The 18,048-nt window shown below is 70.4% G+C and carries 15 protein-coding genes and 1 pseudogene; 8 read left to right on the top strand and 8 right to left on the bottom strand.

Going from position 1 to position 18,048, the window contains the following annotated elements:
* Nucleotides 1–69 precede the first annotated feature (69 nt).
* The 3 genes from ACZ7BZ_RS03935 to ACZ7BZ_RS03925 form a co-directional block, all read right to left on the bottom strand.
* Nucleotides 70–1,404 carry an MFS transporter gene (locus ACZ7BZ_RS03935; RefSeq protein WP_470356978.1) on the bottom strand — a complete coding sequence of 445 codons (1,335 nt, stop codon included), beginning with the start codon at nucleotides 1,402–1,404 and terminating at the stop codon, nucleotides 70–72.
* A 116-nt stretch (nucleotides 1,405–1,520) separates the two neighbouring features.
* Nucleotides 1,521–2,603 (bottom strand): inositol-3-phosphate synthase, encoded by a 1,083-nt coding sequence (locus ACZ7BZ_RS03930; RefSeq protein WP_470356977.1) that lies wholly within the window; start codon nucleotides 2,601–2,603, stop codon nucleotides 1,521–1,523.
* 127 nt (nucleotides 2,604–2,730) lie between these two features.
* Complete coding sequence (locus ACZ7BZ_RS03925; RefSeq protein ID WP_380458441.1) at nucleotides 2,731–3,435, bottom strand: PadR family transcriptional regulator; 705 nt, start codon at nucleotides 3,433–3,435, stop codon at nucleotides 2,731–2,733.
* Between the two features lie 354 nt (nucleotides 3,436–3,789).
* Between ACZ7BZ_RS03925 and ACZ7BZ_RS03920 the strand changes: the two genes are divergently transcribed.
* Nucleotides 3,790–6,408: a transglycosylase domain-containing protein gene (locus tag ACZ7BZ_RS03920; protein ID WP_470356976.1), complete on the top strand. Its 2,619-nt coding sequence runs from the start codon at nucleotides 3,790–3,792 to the stop codon at nucleotides 6,406–6,408.
* 152 nt (nucleotides 6,409–6,560) lie between these two features.
* Nucleotides 6,561–8,144, top strand: coding sequence for a glycosyltransferase family 87 protein (locus ACZ7BZ_RS03915; protein ID WP_470356975.1), 1,584 nt, complete (start codon nucleotides 6,561–6,563; stop codon nucleotides 8,142–8,144).
* Nucleotides 8,145–8,147: 3 nt separating this feature from the next.
* Here the strand turns inward: ACZ7BZ_RS03915 and ACZ7BZ_RS03910 are convergent, their stop codons facing one another.
* From ACZ7BZ_RS03910 to ACZ7BZ_RS03900, 3 genes are all read right to left on the bottom strand, one after another.
* Nucleotides 8,148–9,182 carry an alanine racemase gene (locus tag ACZ7BZ_RS03910; RefSeq protein ID WP_380458447.1) on the bottom strand — a complete coding sequence of 345 codons (1,035 nt, stop codon included), beginning with the start codon at nucleotides 9,180–9,182 and terminating at the stop codon, nucleotides 8,148–8,150.
* A 13-nt stretch (nucleotides 9,183–9,195) separates the two neighbouring features.
* Complete coding sequence (locus ACZ7BZ_RS03905; protein WP_363429774.1) at nucleotides 9,196–10,314, bottom strand: lipid II:glycine glycyltransferase FemX; 1,119 nt, start codon at nucleotides 10,312–10,314, stop codon at nucleotides 9,196–9,198.
* A gap of 168 nt (nucleotides 10,315–10,482) precedes the next feature.
* Nucleotides 10,483–10,782, bottom strand: a complete 300-nt coding sequence (locus ACZ7BZ_RS03900; protein WP_188302419.1) for a hypothetical protein — start codon at nucleotides 10,780–10,782, stop codon at nucleotides 10,483–10,485.
* 319 nt (nucleotides 10,783–11,101) lie between these two features.
* Between ACZ7BZ_RS03900 and rpsF the strand changes: the two genes are divergently transcribed.
* The 4 genes from rpsF to rplI all read left to right on the top strand — a co-directional run bounded on the left by rpsF (nucleotide 11,102) and on the right by rplI (nucleotide 12,884).
* The gene (gene rpsF / locus ACZ7BZ_RS03895) at nucleotides 11,102–11,392 is read left to right on the top strand and encodes a 30S ribosomal protein S6 (protein ID WP_188298654.1); all 291 of its coding nucleotides are present in this window, start codon (nucleotides 11,102–11,104) and stop codon (nucleotides 11,390–11,392) included.
* 96 nt (nucleotides 11,393–11,488) lie between these two features.
* Nucleotides 11,489–12,103: a single-stranded DNA-binding protein gene (locus ACZ7BZ_RS03890; RefSeq protein WP_470356974.1), complete on the top strand. Its 615-nt coding sequence runs from the start codon at nucleotides 11,489–11,491 to the stop codon at nucleotides 12,101–12,103.
* Between the two features lie 80 nt (nucleotides 12,104–12,183).
* Nucleotides 12,184–12,420 carry a 30S ribosomal protein S18 gene (rpsR, locus tag ACZ7BZ_RS03885; RefSeq protein ID WP_030059640.1) on the top strand — a complete coding sequence of 79 codons (237 nt, stop codon included), beginning with the start codon at nucleotides 12,184–12,186 and terminating at the stop codon, nucleotides 12,418–12,420.
* A 17-nt stretch (nucleotides 12,421–12,437) separates the two neighbouring features.
* Entirely contained in the window at nucleotides 12,438–12,884 is a 447-nt protein-coding gene (gene rplI, locus ACZ7BZ_RS03880) for a 50S ribosomal protein L9 (RefSeq protein WP_380458452.1), read from the top strand.
* A 65-nt stretch (nucleotides 12,885–12,949) separates the two neighbouring features.
* Here rplI and ACZ7BZ_RS03875 read toward each other — a convergent pair whose 3' ends face one another.
* Nucleotides 12,950–14,299, bottom strand: a complete 1,350-nt coding sequence (locus ACZ7BZ_RS03875; protein WP_470356973.1) for an MATE family efflux transporter — start codon at nucleotides 14,297–14,299, stop codon at nucleotides 12,950–12,952.
* A gap of 451 nt (nucleotides 14,300–14,750) precedes the next feature.
* On the opposite strand from ACZ7BZ_RS03875, the gene dnaB reads away from it, so the two are divergent.
* Nucleotides 14,751–16,343 (top strand): replicative DNA helicase, encoded by a 1,593-nt coding sequence (gene dnaB, locus ACZ7BZ_RS03870; protein ID WP_470356972.1) that lies wholly within the window; start codon nucleotides 14,751–14,753, stop codon nucleotides 16,341–16,343.
* Nucleotides 16,344–16,386: 43 nt separating this feature from the next.
* Here the strand turns inward: dnaB and ACZ7BZ_RS03865 are convergent.
* A pseudogene (locus ACZ7BZ_RS03865) lies at nucleotides 16,387–16,515 on the bottom strand (GNAT family N-acetyltransferase); the annotation flags it as partial.
* 52 nt (nucleotides 16,516–16,567) lie between these two features.
* On the opposite strand from ACZ7BZ_RS03865, the gene ACZ7BZ_RS03860 reads away from it, so the two are divergent.
* Nucleotides 16,568–18,040: an acyltransferase family protein gene (locus ACZ7BZ_RS03860; protein WP_470356971.1), complete on the top strand. Its 1,473-nt coding sequence runs from the start codon at nucleotides 16,568–16,570 to the stop codon at nucleotides 18,038–18,040.
* The last annotated feature ends 8 nt before the right edge of the window (nucleotides 18,041–18,048 follow it).

Below are 18,048 nucleotides of genomic sequence, written 5' to 3'. Positions count from 1 at the left end.
ACGCAATCGGCCCGGTGGTCGGACGGGGGTTTCGGGACGAGGTGGTTTCGATTCCGCTACCGGGCGGTTTCAGTGGCCGTCGCCGGGCAGCGGCCCGGACCGCCGGGCGGCCCGCAGGTAGACGAGGGCCGTCAGCGCGTACACCACGGCCACTCCGACGACCACCGCGACCGAGCGGCCGGACAGCGGAAGCACCAGCGCGGTGACCAGGGCGGCGGCCACGAAGGCGACGTTGAACAACACGTCGTAGATGGCGAAGACCCGGCCGCGGAACTCGTCCTCGACCGACTCCTGCACCACGGTGTCGGCGCAGATCTTGGTGCCCTGGGTGACCACCCCGAGCAGCAGGGCGGCGGCCAGCGTGGGGACCGGGGCGAAGAACAGGCCCAGCACGGGCACGAAGACCACCGGGGCGAGCAGGCAGGCGGTCATCCAGCCGGCCAGACCCAGCCGGCGGGTGCACCAGGGGCTGACCAGCGCGGCGACGAAGAACCCGGCGGCGGACAGCCCGACCGCCTGGCCGAGGGTGGCCAGTCCGGCGGCGCTGTCGGTCGGGTCGTTGAAGGTGTACCGGGCGAGCATCACCACGACCACGATCAGCACGCCGTAGCAGAACCGGGCCGCGGTGACGGCGGCCAGCGCGTGCACGGCCGGGCGGCAGTCCCGGACCAGGTGGCGCACGGCGGCGCCGAGTTCGACGGCGGCCCGCACCAGCGCCTGGCCGAGCGCGGGCCGTTCGCCGTGCCGCTCCGGGCCGAGCAGGTCGCGGTCCATCCGGCGGGCGGCCAGCGCGGCCGACAGGTAGAGCAGCGAGGCGACGGTGACCAGCGCGGCGTCCGCCTTCGGCCCGGGGGTCATCACCTGGTGCAGCAGGAAGCCGAGGCCCCCGCCCGAGGCGGCGGCGACCGTCCCGAGGGTGGGGGAGAGGGCGTTGGCGGTGACCAGCCGGTCCTGCTCGACCACCCGGGGCAGTGCGGCCGAGAGCCCGGCCAGGATGAACCGGTTGAGCGCGGTGACCAGCAGCGCCGAGGCGAAGAACAGCCAGGTCGGCGCCTTGACCAGGAGCAGCGCGCCGGTGCCCAGGCCCAGGCCGAAGCGAGCCAGGTTGCCGAAGTAGAGCACCTGGCGGCGGCGCCAGCGGTCCAGCAGCACTCCGGCGAACGGGCCGATCACCGAGAACGGCAGCAGCATCACGGCCAGCACCGAGGCGATGTCGGCGGGGGAGGACTGCTTCTCGGGGGAGAAGACCACGTAGGCGGCGAGCGAGACCTGGAAGACGCCGTCGGAGAGCTGGGAGAGCACCCGGGCGGTCAGCAGCCGGCGGAAGTCCCGGCCGCGGAGCAGACCGAGGAGCGTGGCGCTGCGCGCGGACTGGTGGGTGCTGCCGTTCTCGGTGATCGCCACCCGCTCAGGGTGCCATGGAACCGGTCGCCGTTTCACGTGAAACATTCGCCGCGGAACCGTGAAGGGCTCACGATCGGATGATCGTGAGCCCTTCGGAGGAGCTAGGAGCGGTCAGCTCAGCGCTCGACCTCGCCGCGGATGAACTTCTCGACGTTCTCCTTGGCCTCGTCGTCGAAGTACTGGACCGGCGGCGACTTCATGAAGTACGAGGAGGCCGACAGGATCGGGCCGCCGATGCCGCGGTCCTTGGCGATCTTCGCGGCGCGGACGGCGTCGATGATGACACCGGCGGAGTTCGGGGAGTCCCAGACCTCGAGCTTGTACTCCAGGTTCAGCGGGACGTCGCCGAACGCGCGACCCTCCAGGCGGACGTACGCCCACTTGCGGTCGTCCAGCCAGGCCACGTAGTCCGAGGGACCGATGTGGACGTTCTTGGCGCCCAGCTCGCGGTCGCGGATCTGCGAGGTGACGGCCTGGGTCTTGGAGATCTTCTTGGACTCCAGGCGCTCGCGCTCGAGCATGTTCTTGAAGTCCATGTTGCCGCCGACGTTCAGCTGCATGGTGCGCTCGAGGATGACACCGCGGTCCTCGAACAGCTTGGCCATCACGCGGTGCGTGATGGTGGCGCCGACCTGGGACTTGATGTCGTCACCGACGATCGGCACGCCGGCCTCGGTGAACTTGTCCGCCCACTCCTTGGTGCCCGCGATGAACACCGGCAGGGCGTTCACGAAGGCGACCTTGGCGTCGATGGCGCACTGGGCGTAGAACTTGGCCGCGGCCTCGGAACCGACGGGCAGGTAGCAGACCAGGACGTCGACCTGCTGGTCCTTGAGGACCTGGACGACGTCGACCGGGGCCTCGTCCGACTCCTCGATGGTCTCCCGGTAGTACTTGCCCAGGCCGTCGAGGGTGTGGCCGCGCTGGACGGTCACGCCGGTCGGCGGGACGTCGCAGATCTTGATGGTGTTGTTCTCGCTGCTGCCGATGGCGTCAGCCAGGTCGAAGCCGACCTTCTTGGCGTCGACGTCGAAGGCGGCGACGAACTCCACGTCGCGGACGTGGTAGTCACCGAACTGGACGTGCATCAGCCCGGGGACCTTGCCGGCCGGGTCGGCGTCCTTGTAGTACTCGACACCCTGCACCAGCGACGCGGCGCAGTTGCCCACGCCCACGATGGCTACGCGAACCGAACCCATTCCGGTTGCTCCCTGTGATCTCATGAGGGCCGTCAGAGTCGACGGCACTCGTCCTGCTTCTTCGAATGACTGCTTGTACGGGCGCGAGGCGCCCACTCCTGCCGCGTGGCACCGGGCTGACGCGGCGTCAGCGCTCCTGGGCGGAGCGCCCCGGGCGGTCGTACGGTGGCCCGGACGGGTCGGGGGACCCAGTCTCCTGGCCACGGCCGTCCGAAGTCGTGTGGGGTACGGCGGTGGTTCCGGGGGTTCCGGTGGCGGGCCCGGGTCGGCCGGTGCGGTTGGCCCGCTCGGTCTCGATCAGCTCGTTGAGCCACCGGACCTCGCGTTCCACCGACTCCAGGCCGTGCCGCTGGAGTTCGACGGTGTAGTCGTCGAACCGCTCGCGGGCGCGGGCCAGCGAGCTGCGCATCCGCTCCAGGCGTTCCTCCAGCCGGCTGCGGCGCCCCTCCAGGACGCGCATCCGGACCGCCCGGTCGGTCTGGCCGAAGAAGGCGAAGTGAACGCCGAAGCGCTCGTCCTCCCAGGCGTCCGGACCGGAGTCGGCGAGCAGCTCCTCGAAGCGCTGCTTCCCCTCGGGGGAGAGCCGGTAGACGATCTTCGACCGCTTGCCGTTGAGCGCGGTGGCCGGGACGTACTCGACGTCCGGGTTGTCCTCGACCAGGAAACCCTGGGCGACCAGGCTCTTCAGGCACGGGTAGAGCGTTCCGTAGGAGAGTGCCCGCAGTGCTCCGAGCAGGATGTTGAGCCGCTTCCGCAGCTCGTAGCCGTGCATCGGGGCGTCATGGAGCAGGCCGAGAACGGCGAACTCCAGCACTCCTGAGCGTCTGCCCACTGCCGTCGTCCTCCTTTCTCTCGACCTTCGATGCGGCCGCTGCATCGGCGGGTATACCGCTTCGATGTATCGGCTCGATATATCGAGAACAGTAAACCCGACCCCCGGAAGGGGCAAGGGGGGCACGCGTGAATGTGATCACAAGCCGACGCGCGGGTGGGCTTGGCAACGGGCGTGTAATGATCTGACGCCGTTTTGCGGTTATTGGCGACTGATGCCCGATTAGTTCGGATTCCCCGCTGCGTACGCTGTCGCGTGTGCACGAGGACCAACCTCCGGGGTTAGGGCGGTCCGAGCATCGGACAGGAACCCTGCCTTCAGGCCGATCAGGCCTGGCGAGGAGTGGCTGGAAACATGAGCGAGCGACGGCGAAGGACGCCCGACCCGGGCGGTGACGGGCAGCAGCCCCCGGGAGGCGGAGGCCGTCGGGGTGGCCCCGGGCCCGACGAGTTGGCCTCGGACGGCATCGGCCGCCGACGCCCGCCCGGCGTCCGGGAGACCGCCCAGCAGCCCCGGATGACCCGCGCCGAGATGCGCAAGGCCGCCCAGAAGAAGGGCAAGGGCGGTGGCGGCCGACGCGGTGCCGCCGGCGCCTCCGCCGCGGCTGCCGCCGACCCGGGCAAGAAGCGCTTCATCGACTACCCGCGCTGGGGCAAGACCGGCGTCCGGCGCTGGCTGCCGTCCTGGAAGCAGGTGCTGAGCGTCTTCCTGCTGTTCTTCGCCGCCGGCGTGGCGGGCGTGTTCTACCTGTACCAGACCACCACCGTCCCGCAGCTCAAGGACCTGGTGAAGGACCAGAACACCATCTACTACTGGGCCGACGGTTCGGAGATGACCCGCAAGGGCGAGACCAACCGGCAGATCGTCGAGCTCAACGACATCAACCCGACCCTGCAGAACGCCGTCATCTCGGCCGAGAACGAGACCTTCCGCACCGACAGCGGCATCGACCCCAAGGGCATGCTGCGCGCCGTCTACAACATGGCGAAGGGCGGTGAGACCCAGGGCGCCTCGACGATCACCCAGCAGTACGTGAAGAACGCCTACCTGAGCCAGGAGCAGACCCTCAGCCGCAAGCTGAAGGAATTCTTCATCACGCTGAAGATCAACCAGCAGATGGAGAAGAACGACATCCTCAAGGGCTACCTCAACACCAGCTGGTTCGGCCGCAACGCCAACGGGGCCCAGGCCGCCGCCCAGGCCTACTACGGGGTCAACGCCAAGGACCTGAACCTCTGCCAGAGCGCCATGCTGGCCGGCCTGCTGAAGGGTGCGAACTACTACGACCCCTCCAAGCCGGCCAACCACGACCGCGCCGTGGAGCGGTGGAAGTGGATCCTGGACCGGATGGTGACCACCCACAACGCCACTGCGGAGGAGCGGGCGAAGTGCACCACCTTCCCCGAGCCGATCCCGCTGAAGCCCAGCTCCAACATGAACGGTGAGATCAGCTACCTGGTCGACACCGCCAACCAGTACGTGATGACCACCGACAAGTCGGTCACCCAGCAGATGATCGACAAGGGTGGTCTGAAGATCTACACCACCTTCGAGAAGGACAAGGTCGACGCCCTGAAGAAGGCCGTCGACGACGTCAAGGGCGAGAACCTCGACCCGCAGAAGCGCCCCAACAACGACACCTTCGTCCAGTTCGGCGCCGCCAGCATCCGCCCCGGTGACGGTGCGATGGTGGCGATCTACGGTGGCGACGGAGTGGAGAACAACCACTTCGACAACAACGCCAACGCCACCGGTGTCCAGGTCGGCTCGACCTTCAAGCCCTTCGTGCTCGCCACCGCGATGCAGGTGGGCGTGCAGACCGCGAAGGACAGCGACGGCAAGCCGAAGCGGATCAACGCCGACAGCCGCTACCTCGCCGACGACATGTCCGAGATCCGCAAGCCGGACGGCTCGCTGGTGATCGGCGACGACGGCAAGCCCTACCGGCAGAAGAACGAGGACTCCGGCAAGCGCGGCTACGTCTCGCTGCGGCAGGCCATGCAGTGGTCGTACAACGTGCCCTTCGTCCAGCTCAACCAGGACGTCGGCGGTCCGGCCGTGGCCGACATGGCCGTGCAGATGGGCATCAAGCGGGACAGCCTGGCCGACCCGAAGACCGCGACCTTCCCGCTCGGCACCTCCACCATCAGCCCGATCCGGATGGCCACCGGCTACGGCACCCTGGCCGCCAGCGGCAAGGAGGCCGAGCCCTACTCGGTCACCAAGGTCGAGGTCGACGGCAAGGAGCGCCCGGGCTTCGGCAAGAAGGACGTCAAGGTGGCGCTGGAGCCGGCCGTCGCCGACAACGTCACCGACGTGCTGGTGAACGTGGCCAAGAACGGTACCGGTACGAAGACCAACAGCCTGGGCCGCCCGGTGGCCGGCAAGACCGGTACCACCGACCAGAACAAGTCGGCCTGGTGGGTCGGCTACACCCCGCAGCTGGTCACCAGCGTCGCGATGTGGCGCGAGGACCCGAGCAAGCACGACCGGGAGTCCCTCAACGGCACCGGCGGCAAGGAGTCCATCCACGGTGGTGACATCCCCACCGACATCTTCACCCGCTACATGAAGGCCGCCCTGGCCAACGAGAAGAAGATGGACTTCCCGACTCCGCAGCCGGTCGGCACCGAGGTGGACTCCTCCGGTGCGCCGTCCACGGCCACCGCGACGCCCACCCAGACCGCGACCGAGGCCCCGTCGCCCCCGGCGCAGACCCAGGCGCCGGTCCAGCAGCCGACCCAGCAGCCGACCCAGCCCGCTCCGGGCGGGGGCTGCGTGCCGGGCGTGGACTGCCAGACGACCCCGCCGCCGAGCCCCACCCACAAGCCGAAGCCGACGGACACCAGCTGCACCCTCATCTTCTGCCCGTCGACGCCACCGCCCGGTGGCAGCGGTGGCAACGGTGGTGGCGGTGGCAAGCCGACCCCGACCAGCACCGGCGCCACTCCGGGCGCCGGAGCGGCCGGGTAGCAGCGAGACGACCGGAACGGCGGCGGCGGTCCTCCTCGGAGGGCTGCCACCGCCGTTTTCGTCACGATTCGCCGCGCGCGCCCCACCCGTACCGCCGGACCACCGCGGGGTCCTCCTCGTCCCGGTGCGGCGGGTGCGGCAGGATGTCCGGCATGACGTCGAGCGATCGTGACGAAGCCGTCGGCCGGTACGGGCCCGACGGCGCCGCAGGGCCCCTCCCGGCAGCCGTCGCCACGGCCGTGCCCCCGGTCGACACGGTGGTAGTCCCGGCCGACGAGGACCGGGTGGCGGCGGCCGGCAGCGAGGTGATCGGCGGCCCGCCCGGGCGCCGGGCGCTGCTCGGCGTCTCCTGGTGGATCCCGGTGCGCGTCCTGGCGCTGGCGGTGATCGTGGTCTCGGCGCTCGGCATGGTGCACAACCTGCCCTGCTACGACCAGGCCTGGTTCCAGCCGGGCTCGCCGCAGTACATCCACGCCTGCTACAGCGACATCCCGCACCTGTTCTCCGGCCGCGGCTTCGCGGCCGGGCTGCACCCGTACGTGGACCGGATCCCGGGCACCACGGGGGACCTCCAGTACCTGGAGTACCCGGTGCTGACCGGTCTGTTCATGCAGGTCGCGGCCTGGCTGACGCCCGGCGGCGGTACCGAGCAGGCCCAGGAGCAGTGGTTCTGGGCGATCAACGCCGGACTGCTGATGGCCTGCGCCGTGGTCGCCGCGGTCGCGCTCTCGCGCACCCATCGCCGGCGCCCCTGGGACGCGATGCTGTTCGCGCTCTCGCCGGTCCTGCTGCTCAACGGCACGGTCAACTGGGACCTCCTCGCGGTCGCCCTGGCCGCCGTGGCGATGGCCTGGTGGGCCGGCTCCCGACCGGGCTGGGCGGGCGTCTTCATCGGCCTGGCCACCGCGGCCAAGCTCTACCCGCTGCTGCTGATCGGCCCGCTGCTGGTGCTCTGCTGGCGGGCCGGGAAGTGGCGCGAGTTCCGGGTGATGCTCGGCGGCGCGGTCGGCTCCTGGCTGCTGGTCAACCTGCCGATCATGCTGGCCAACTGGCAGGGCTGGTCGACCTTCTACGTCTTCAGCAAGCACCGCGGCGAGGACTACGGCTCGTTCTGGCTGATCCTGATGCAGAACCGCGGGGTGGGGCTGGCCGACCTCGACCTCTACATCGCGGTGCTGATGGTGCTGGGCTGCGCGGCCATAGCGTGGCTCGGCCTCTCGGCGCCCCGCCGGCCGCGGTTCGCGCAACTGGCCTTCCTGGTGGTCGCACTGTTCGTGCTGGTCAACAAGGTGTACTCGCCGCAGTACGCGCTCTGGCTGCTGCCGCTCGCGGCGCTGGCCCGGCCGCGCTGGCGGGACCTGCTGATCTGGCAGGCCTGCGAGGTGCTCTACACCCTGGGCATCTGGTCCCACCTGGGCTTCGTCACCGGTCCCAAGCAGCACGGGATCGGCGAGCCCTGGTACCACTTCGCGATCGTGCTGCACCTGCTCGGCACGCTCTACCTGGTCGCGCTGGTGGTCCGGGACGCACTTCACCCGGAGCGCGACCCGGTCCGCTGGGACGGCACCGACGACCCCTCCGGCGGGGTGCTCGACCACGCCCCGGACGTGGTCACCCTGGGCGCCGCCCGGCGGCTGCACGAGGAGGAGAGCTACGCCGGATACGCGCCGGCCGGCCCCTTCGACCAGTGGCTGGAGGAGCCACCGGCGACGGAGCCGGCCGAGAAGCAGCCGTGAGGCTCAGCGGTCCACCACGCGGTCGAAGTGGGTGGTGGTGTGCCGGACCTGGAGGCCCAGCTCCTCGCCGATCGCGGGGGGCGCGGTCTCCCCGTCCAGGAACAGCAGCGAGACCTGCATGTGCGGCGGCTCGGCGAACCAGAGCTGCTTGCCCGCCCAGTGGAACGGCGACTTGGTCTTGTTGACGGTCGCCAGGCCGGCCCGGGCGATGCCCTTGGCGCGCGCGCCCATGCTGGCCACGTACTTGGGGGCTTCCAGGCCGATGCCGTGCGCGGTGCCGCCGGCCGCCACCAGGATGTGGCCGTCGGCGGGCGCCGGGTGCTGGCGGTAGCCGTAGCGTTCGCCCTTCTTCACCGGGGTGACGTCCAGCACCGTGGCCCGGACCTCCAGCGCGCCGTGGTCGCCCAGCCAGAGCCGGGTGCCGATCCGGGCCCGGAAGACGGTGTCCGGGTAGCGCTGGGCCAGCTGGTCCATGCCGGCCGCGCCCAGGTGGCTGACGAAGACGGTGTGCACCGGGATGCCGGCCGCCTTCGCGGTGTCCACCCAGTACATGACCTCCTCGACCGGGCTGGAGCCGTCCGGCCGGTCCATCGGCAGGTGCAGGGCGAGGCCCTCGAAGGACACGCCGTCCAGCTCGGCGGCGACGGTGCGCAGGTCGGCCGCGCTCACGCCGTGCCGGCGCATGGTGGTCATGCACTCCAGCACCACCCGGGCGCCGTGCAGCGAGCGCAGCGCGTCGACGCGGGCGACCGTCCGGATCACCCGGGCGTGCGGCAGCGGGAGCACCTCCTCGCCGACCCGGTAGGGGGTGAGCACCAGCAGCTCGCCGCCGTACCACTCGGCGACGTCGGCCGCCTCGTACGCGGTGCCGACGGCCAGCACCCCGGTGCCGAGCAGGGTCGCCTCCTCGGCCAGCCGGTGGTTGCCCAGGCCGTAGCCGTTCCCCTTGGCGACGGGCACCAGGCCGGGGAACTCGGCCAGGACGGAGCGCTGGTGGGTGCGCCAGCGTTCGGTGTCGAGGTAGAGCGACAGCGTCATCGGGGCAGCCTCCTCAGCGGCGGGACATGTAGAGGTCGAGGGCCTTGTGCAGGAGCTTGTTCAGCGGGAAGTCCCACTCGCCGAGGTACTCGGCCGCCTGGCCGCCGGTGCCGACCTTGAACTGGATCAGGCCGAACAGGTGGTCGTTCTCGTCCAGGGTGTCGCTGATGCCGCGCAGGTCGTACACGCCGCCGCCGAGGGCGTAGGCGTCGCGCATCATCCGCCACTGGATCGCGTTCGAGGGCTTGACCTCGCGCTTGTGGTTGGCCGAGGCGCCGTAGGAGTACCAGACGTGCTCGCCGACCACCAGCATCGTGGTCGCGGCCAGCGGCTCGCCCTCGTGGTACGCGATGTAGAGCCGCATCCGGTTCTGGTCCTCGGCGGTGAGGGCCTGCCACATCCGCTGGAAGTAGGACAGCGGGCGCGGCGTGAACTTGTCGCGCTCGGCGGTGACCAGGTAGAGCTGGTGGAAGATCGGCAGCTCGTCGTAGCCGCCCTGGTACACCTCGACGCCGCTCTTCTCGGCCTTCTTGATGTTGCGGCGCCAGAGCTGGTTGAAGTTCTTGTGGATGTCGTCCAGCGAGCGGTTGGCCAGCGGCACCTGGAAGACGTAGCGCGGCTGGACGTCGCCGAAGCCGGCGCCGCCGTCCTCGCCCTGCAGCCAGCCGGCCTTGCGCAGCCGGTCCGCGACCTCGAAGGCGCGCGCCTCGTACCAGTCGGCCTCGATGTCGCGCAGGCGCTTGGCCTGCTTGCCGGCGATGGCCTCCTTGATGGTGGGGGCGTTCCAGCGGCGGATGACGATCGGCGGGCCCATCTTCACCGAGAAGGCGCCCTGCGACTTCAGGTGCGCCAGCATCGGGGAGAGCCAGCGGTCCAGGTCCCGGTCGAACCAGTCGATCACCGGGCCCTCGGGCAGGTAGGCCAGGTAGCGCTTGACCTTCGGCAGCTGGCGGTACAGCACCAGACCGGCACCGACGAGCTGGTCGGCGTCGTCGAACCAGCCGATCGACTCCGAACGCCACTCGGCCTTCACGTCGCCCCAGGACGGCACCTGCATGTGGCTGGCCGAGGCGCGGCTCCTGATGAAGGCGAGGTGCTCCTCGCGGGTGATCGTCCTCAGGCGCAGGCTCATTGCTCGGTGCTCCTCGTCGGTCGGGCTGCGGTGGGCCCCAGGTTCTCGGGCTGACCTTATCGTCCGGGGCCCGGGCGCCCGCCGGTGCGGGCACGACGGCGCCCCCGTCGGGTACCTGTCCCTTCCAGATACGCGACGGGGGCGCCGGGGGTTCCTGGGGCCGGGTGCTCAGCCCCAGAGGCCGCCCCGGGCGATGCCGAGGTAGAAGCCGATCGCGGAGGCGCCGAGCGTGATCATCAGGACGAAGCGTTCGGCGGTGGTGACCGAGACGAACATGCCCCACAGGCCCGTGACGATCCCGGCCAGGCCGGTCCACGAGGTCAGCAGGTGCAGGTTGTGGAAGAACGAGGTGGTGAAGGCGATCACGCCCAGCACGGCCGTCAGGGCCACCAGGGTGTTCTCGCGGGGGTGCGGGTGGCCGTCGGTGTTCAGCGTGAGGGCGGGCATGCGGTGGACGGACTGGGCCATGAGTCCCACCTCCTGGCGTGGAGACGAACGGGCAGGAATCCCGTTCCGTCCAGATTGCGGCGGTTGGGTCCGTCTCACAACCCCTATGCGTTTTGTTCGGCCGTCCGGGTGCAGGTAGGCTGTGCCGTCTGCACTGGTGTAGTTGTGCCCCCTTGCGCCCTCTTACGGGTGACACCCTCTTCCGGGTGGGCGGGGCCCGATTGTCGGACCCGGCCGCTACGGTGGGCCGGAGTCGTCACCGCACCGGTGCCGACGCTACGCACAACCCTCCTGCCACGGAGAGACCGTGGCCGCTGAGTCCAAAGGAGGTGGGTTACTCATGCGTCACTACGAGCTGATGGTCATCCTCGACCCGTCGGTCGAGGAGCGCGCTGTCTCCCCCCTGATCGAGTCCTTCCTGGCCGTCGTCCGCAACGCCGGCGGCAAGGTCGAGAAGGTCGACACCTGGGGTCGCCGCCGTCTGGCTTACGAGATCAACAAGCAGTCCGAGGGCATCTACTCGGTCATCGACCTCAAGGCCACGCCTGAGGTCGTCAAGGAGCTCGACCGCCAGCTTGGCCTGAGCGAGTCGGTCCTCCGGACCAAGGTCCTGCGCCCGGACACCCACTGAGCCACCTCTGAGGCCTTCGGGTCTCGGGTAGCTCGCGTCCGCTGTTTCACGTGAAACAGCGGTGAACGGACATCTTCCCGAGAGGTCATCACCACCATGGCAGGCGAGACCGTCATCACCCTCGTCGGCAATCTCGTCGACGACCCCGAGCTGCGCTTCACCCCGTCGGGTGCGGCGGTCGCGAAGTTCCGCATCGCGTCCACCCCCCGCACCTTCGACCGTCAGACGAACGAGTGGAAGGACGGCGAGAGCCTCTTCCTCACGTGCAACGTCTGGCGTCAGCCGGCGGAGAACGTGGCCGAGTCGCTGCAGCGTGGCATGCGCGTCATCGTGCAGGGCCGACTGCGCCAGCGGTCTTACGAGACCAAGGAAGGCGAGAAGCGGACGGTCTTCGAGGTCGAGGTCGACGAGGTCGGCCCGAGCCTGCGCTCGGCGACCGCGAAGGTCACCCGGGCCAACCGGTCCGGTGGCCCCGGCGGCCCCGGTGGCGGCTTCGGCGGCCAGCAGGGCGGCGGCCAGGGCGGTTGGGGCGGCGGCAACGGTGGCGGCCAGCAGGGCGGCGGCAGCTGGGGTGGAAACTCCGGCGGCGGTCAGTCCGGCCCCTCCGACGACCCTTGGGCGTCCAGCGCTCCGTCCGGTGGAAACCAGGGCGGCGGCGGCTGGGGCGGCGCCCCGTCCGGTGGCGGCTTCTCGGAAGAACCCCCGTTCTAAAGAGCTGACAGATTTCGTGCGGCCCGGCCGCAGGCGTCCCCGGACGCCGGCCGGGCCGTGAACCCCAAATGGAGCACACCATGGCGAAGCCGCCTGCTCGCAAGCCGAAGAAGAAGGTTTGCGTCTTCTGCAAGGACAAGGTCAACTACGTTGACTACAAGGACACGAACCTGCTGCGGAAGTACATCTCCGACCGCGGAAAGATCCGTGCCCGCCGGGTCACCGGCAACTGCACCCAGCACCAGCGTGACGTCGCCACGGCCGTGAAGAACAGCCGTGAGATGGCGCTGCTGCCCTACACCAGCACCGCGCGCTAAGAGAGGGTGACCGAGTAATGAAGATCATCCTCACGCACGAGGTCCCGGGTCTCGGCTCCGCCGGCGAGGTCGTCGAGGTCAAGGACGGCTACGCCCGCAACTTCCTGGTCCCGCGTGGCTTCGCCATCCGCTGGACCAAGGGTGGCCAGAAGGACGTCGACGCGATCCGTCGCGCCCGCAAGATCCACGCGATCCAGACCCTCGACGCCGCCAACGACGTCAAGGGCAAGCTCGAGGGCGTCCAGGTCAAGCTGGCCGTTCGCTCGGGCGAGGCCGGCCGTCTGTTCGGCTCGGTGACCCAGGCCGACGTCGTCGAGGCCATCAAGGCCGCCGGCGGCCCGGCTGTGGACAAGCGCGCCGTCGCGATCGGCTCGCCGATCAAGACCGTGGGCACCCACAAGGTCTCGGTCAAGCTGCACTCGGACGTCGTGGCCAACCTCGACGTCGCCGTCGTGGCTGCCTGAGTTCCGTAGCAGTGGCCTGAGGGCCGGACTCCCCGCTCGGGGAGTCCGGCCCTCGGTCGTTCCGGTCAGCTCCGGACGGCCCCGGTGACCAGCCAGCGGCCGCCGCGGGCGCGGGCGACCAGGAAGACCGCGCGGACCAGCATGAACAGGTTCATCGCCCACCACAGCCCGGCCAGCCCGGTGCCGGTGGCGGGCACCGCGAGGGCCGCCGGGGTGAACACCGCCAGGGTGGCCAGCGCCGCCCGGGCCAGGTACGGGCCGTCCCCGGCGCCCATCAGCACGCCGTCCAGCACGAAGACCAGGCCGGCCACCGGCTGGCTGAGCGCGAGCAGCAGCAGCGCCGTGTGCAGCTGCCCCTGGACCACCGGGTCGGGCGTGAACAGCGGGACGTACAGCGGGCGGGCGAGCACCACCAGCAGGCCGAGCACCACCCCGGAGCCCAGCCCCCACTCGACCATCCGCCGGGTGGCCGCCCGGGCGCCCGGGACGTCCGAGGCGCCCAGGTAGCGGCCGATGATGGCCTGCCCGGCGATCGCGATGGCGTCCAGAGCGAAGGCCAGGAAGCTGAACAGCGTCATGGCGATCTGGTGCGCGGCCACCTGGTCGTCGCCGAGCCGGGCGGCCACCGCGGTGGCGATCATCAGCACCGCGCGCAGGCTGACCGTGCGCACCAGCAGCGGACCGCCCGCCCTGGCCCCGGCCCGGATGCCGGCTGCGTCAGGCCGCAGCGAGGCCCGCTCCCGGCGGGCACCGCGGACCACCACGACCAGGTAGACGGCGGCCATCCCGGTCTGGGTCAGCACGGTGCCCCAGGCGGAGCCGGCCACCCCCAGGCCGGCGCCGTACACCAGGCCGGCGTTCAGGCCGATGTTGGCGGTGAAGCCCGCCACGGCCACCACCAGCGGCGTGCGGGTGTCCTGGAGGCCGCGCAGCACGCCGGTGGCGGCGAGCACCAGGAGCATCGCCGGGATGCCCAGCGAGCTGATCCGCAGGTACGTCACGGCGTACGGCGCCGCGGTCGGCGAGGCGCCCAGCAGCTCGGCCGCCCAGGGAGCCAGCAGCAGGGTGAGCAGCACCACCGGGACGGCCAGGCCGAGCGCCAGCCAGAGGCCGTCGACGCCCTGCTGGACGGCGCCCCGGCGGTCCCCGGCGCCTATTCGGCGGGCCACCGCGGCGGTGGTGGCGTAGGCGAGGAAGACGAACACCCCGGTGGCCGTGGTGAGGGCGGCGGAGGCGACGCCGACCCCGGCGAGCTGGGGGGTGCCGAGGTGGCCGACGATCGCGGAGTCGGCCAGCAGGAACAGCGGCTCGGCGACCAGGGCGCCGAAGGCGGGCACCGCCAGGGCGAGGATCTCGCGGTCGTGGCTGCGGCGGTCGCGGCTGCGTCCGGAGGGATCGGTGGGGGCGGTGCTCATGCGCTCCAGGGTACTCATCCACAGGTAATAGACCAATGGCCTTTTCAGTCATTACTCGAAACTGTGAGCGGCGAGCTCCGTCCGGTCCGTGTCCACGGCCGTTCGGCGGTGTGTGAAGAATTTCTCATGCACAGGCCCCGGAAGAGGTAAACGCAGGTCAGCAGGTTGACGGTGGATCGATCGTCCGGTTATCCACAGGAGCTTCCACAGGGGTGTCCACAGCTTTGCGGCAGTTCTCCACAGTCGAGGGCCACTCGTCCACACCCCCTGTGGATAACCGCCTTGGCGCGAGGGCGTCCGGCGCCTTAGCGTTGGCCCTCCGCCCGACACTCTCACCACCCCGGCGTCCGATTTGTCGGTGCCGTGGCGTACAAAAGGAGCGGCTCCGCTCCACCCAGCCACCGGCAAGGCCCGCTCCAACTTCGCACCACTCGCTGATCGGGGAACACGCGTGACCGGCCCCCAGTACGACGACCACGACGCCCCGCCGCCGCCGGAGGAGGACTGGCAGAACGCCGAGGATCCCTTCCCGGCCGGCGCCTTCGACGACGCCCCCTTCCCGGACGGCCCCGGCGACCGGCTGCCGGTCTCCCGCAACCGCGGCGGCCAGGGCAGCGGCCAGGGTGGCGGCCGCGGCGAGGGCTTCCGCAAGGGCGGCTTCGGGAAGAACGGCAAGGACCGGGACCGCCGGGACGACGACGGCCAGGGCGGTGTCGACGGCTTCGAGCGCGTCCCCCCGCAGGACCTCGCCGCCGAGCAGTCCGTGCTGGGCGGCATGCTGCTGTCCAAGGACGCCATCGCCGACGTGGTCGAGGTGCTCAAGCCGGCCGACTACTACCGGCCCGCGCACGAGATGATCCACGGCGCGATCCTCGACCTCTACGCCCGCGGCGAGCCGGCCGACCCGATCACCGTGGCCGGCGAGCTCACCAAGCGCGGCGAGCTGCAGCGCGTCGGCGGCGCCTCCTACCTGCACACCCTGGTCAACTCCGTCCCGACCGCGGCCAACGCCGAGTACTACGCGCAGATCGTCGCCGAGCGCGGGGTGCTGCGCCGCCTGGTCGAGGCCGGAACCCGGATCGCCGGCATGGGCTACGCGGCCGAGGGCGACGTGGACGAGATCGTCAACGCCGCCCAGGCGGAGATCTACGCCGTCACCGAGCAGCGCACCAACGAGGACTACGCACCGCTCGCCGACATCATGGAGGGCGCCCTCGACGAGATCGAGGCGATCGGCTCCCGCAACGGCCAGATGTCCGGCGTGCCGACCGGCTTCGCCGACTTCGACCAGCTCACCAACGGGCTGCACCCCGGTCAGATGATCGTCATCGCGGCCCGCCCCGCCATGGGTAAGTCCACCCTCGCGCTGGACTTCGCCCGTGCCTGCTCGATCCACCACAAGCTGCCGAGCGTGATCTTCTCGCTCGAAATGGGTCGCAACGAGATCGCCATGCGCCTGCTCTCCGCCGAGGCCCGGGTCGCGCTGCACCACATGCGCTCCGGGAACATGACGGACGACGACTGGACCAGGGTCGCCCGCCGGATGCCCGACGTCAGCGAGGCGCCGCTGTTCATCGACGACTCGCCGAACCTGTCGATGATGGAGATCCGGGCCAAGTGCCGCCGGCTCAAGCAGCGCAACGACATCAAGCTGATCGTGATCGACTACCTCCAGCTGATGCAGTCCGGCGGCTCCCGCCGGGCCGAGAACCGTCAGCAGGAGGTCTCGGACATGTCCCGGAACCTCAAGCTGCTGGCCAAGGAGCTGGAGGTCCCGGTCATCGCGCTGTCCCAGCTGAACCGTGGTCCCGAACAGCGCACCGACAAGCGGCCGATGGTCTCCGACCTGCGCGAGTCCGGCTCGATCGAGCAGGACGCCGACATGGTCATCCTGCTGCACCGCGAGGACGCGTACGAGAAGGAGTCCCCGCGCGCGGGCGAGGCCGACCTGATCGTCGCCAAGCACCGTAACGGCCCGACCGCCACCATCACGGTGGCCTTCCAGGGCCACTACTCGCGCTTCGTCGACATGACCCGGGACTGACGGTCCCGGGCCGCCCCCGGGCGGGGCGGCCGGTCGGCGGTCGGAACCGGCTCAGGCAGTGCGGCGGGCGCTCGGCGCGGAACAGGGCGTCGGCGAGGGCGGCCGCCTCCGGGCGGTGGGTCCGGACGAGCCCGGCCCGGACGGGCGTGCTCGGGGCGGTGCCGCCGAGGTGGGCGACGGCGCCGGAGGCGGGGACGTGACGCAGATGGACTACTGTCCCTGCGGTGAAGACGATACGACTGCCGGTCGCCCGTAAGTCCGGGGGAAGCACGCAGGCCCGGGCGGGCGGTGCGGCCGCCCGGCTCGGCTGGCTCGACGCGCTGCGCGGTGTGGCCGCCCTCGTGGTCGCCCTGCACCACTTCGACGTCCTGAAGCTGCTGCCGGACCGGCTGGCCACCTTCATCTGGTGGCACGGGGATCTCGGCCTGTACGGCGTGATGCTGTTCTTCCTGGTCAGCGGCTACATCATCCCCGCCTCGCTGGAACGCCGGGGGAACGTCCGGGCGTTCTGGATCGGCCGGTTCTTCCGGCTCTGGCCGCCGGTGATCATCGGCATCGCGGTGGCGCTGGCCATCATCCCCAAGGGCGACGGCTCGGTCGCGCTCTTCGCCACCGGTCACAACTTCGTGGCCGTGGCCGCCAACACGACCATGCTGCAGGACTTCATGGGCGTCTGGAACGGCCTGGGCGTCATGTGGACGCTGAGCTACGAGATGGCCTTCTACTACATGGTCACCGCGCTCTTCGCGGTCGGCCAGCACCGTCGCAGCGCCCCGATCGCGGTGGCCTTCGCCGCCGTGGCGGTGATCTTCGGGACCTCCATCGCGTCCCACACCATGACCGTCGACGCCGCCTCGACCCACAACCTGGTCTGGGGCGTGGTGCTGATCGTGCTCTTCGCCTTCGCCTGCGTGCTGAGCGGCCGGGCGAACCTGACCCGGATCGGCGCGATCACGCTCGGCGTGCTGGCCTTCGTGCTGATGTACAACAACAGCCGGGCCCCGATGTTCGAGACCCTGATGATCTTCGCCACGATGTTCGCCGGCACCACGGTCTACCGCGCCGAGCGCGGCCAGATCGACCGCCTGCAGGCCGTCCTCTGCTGCGGCTTCGTGATGGCCGCGGGCGTGGCCGTCGCGTTCTTCTACAACCACAGCGGCATGGAGAACAACACCTGGACGGCCGGGCCGCGGGCCTTCGTCGGCTCCTACCTCGGCGCCTGGCTGACCTTCGGGATCGGCTTCGCACTGCGCAAGCGCCGCTTCCCGAAGCCGCTGACCTGGCTCGGCGGGATCAGCTTCTCGCTCTACCTGCTGCACGTCCCGGTGCTGCACACCCTGCACTACCTGCTGGACGTGCCCAAGGTGCCGCCGACGACCGGCGGCAAGGTGCTGTGGACGGTCGAGTACCTCGCCGTGATCATGATCGCGAGCTGGGTGATGTACAAGCTGGTGGAGCTCCCGGTGCAGAAGGTGGGCCGCAAGGTGGGCAAGTGGGTCGACCGCCGCTGGCCCGGCGGCGAGCTGCCGCCGCTCGCCTTCGCGGTGCCGGCCGGCGCCGCCGTGAGCGTCCCGGCCTCGACTCCTGCTTCGGCCTCGACCTCGGCCTCGACCTCTGCTTCGGCCTCGACCTCGGCCTCGACCTCGGCCTCGGCCGAGGAGACGGTGCCGGCCGGGGCCGGATCCCCGGGCGGCTGACCCGTCGA

Source organism: Kitasatospora sp. NPDC036934 (genome assembly GCF_055608425.1).
This window is presented reverse-complemented; position numbering and strand designations above follow the sequence as displayed.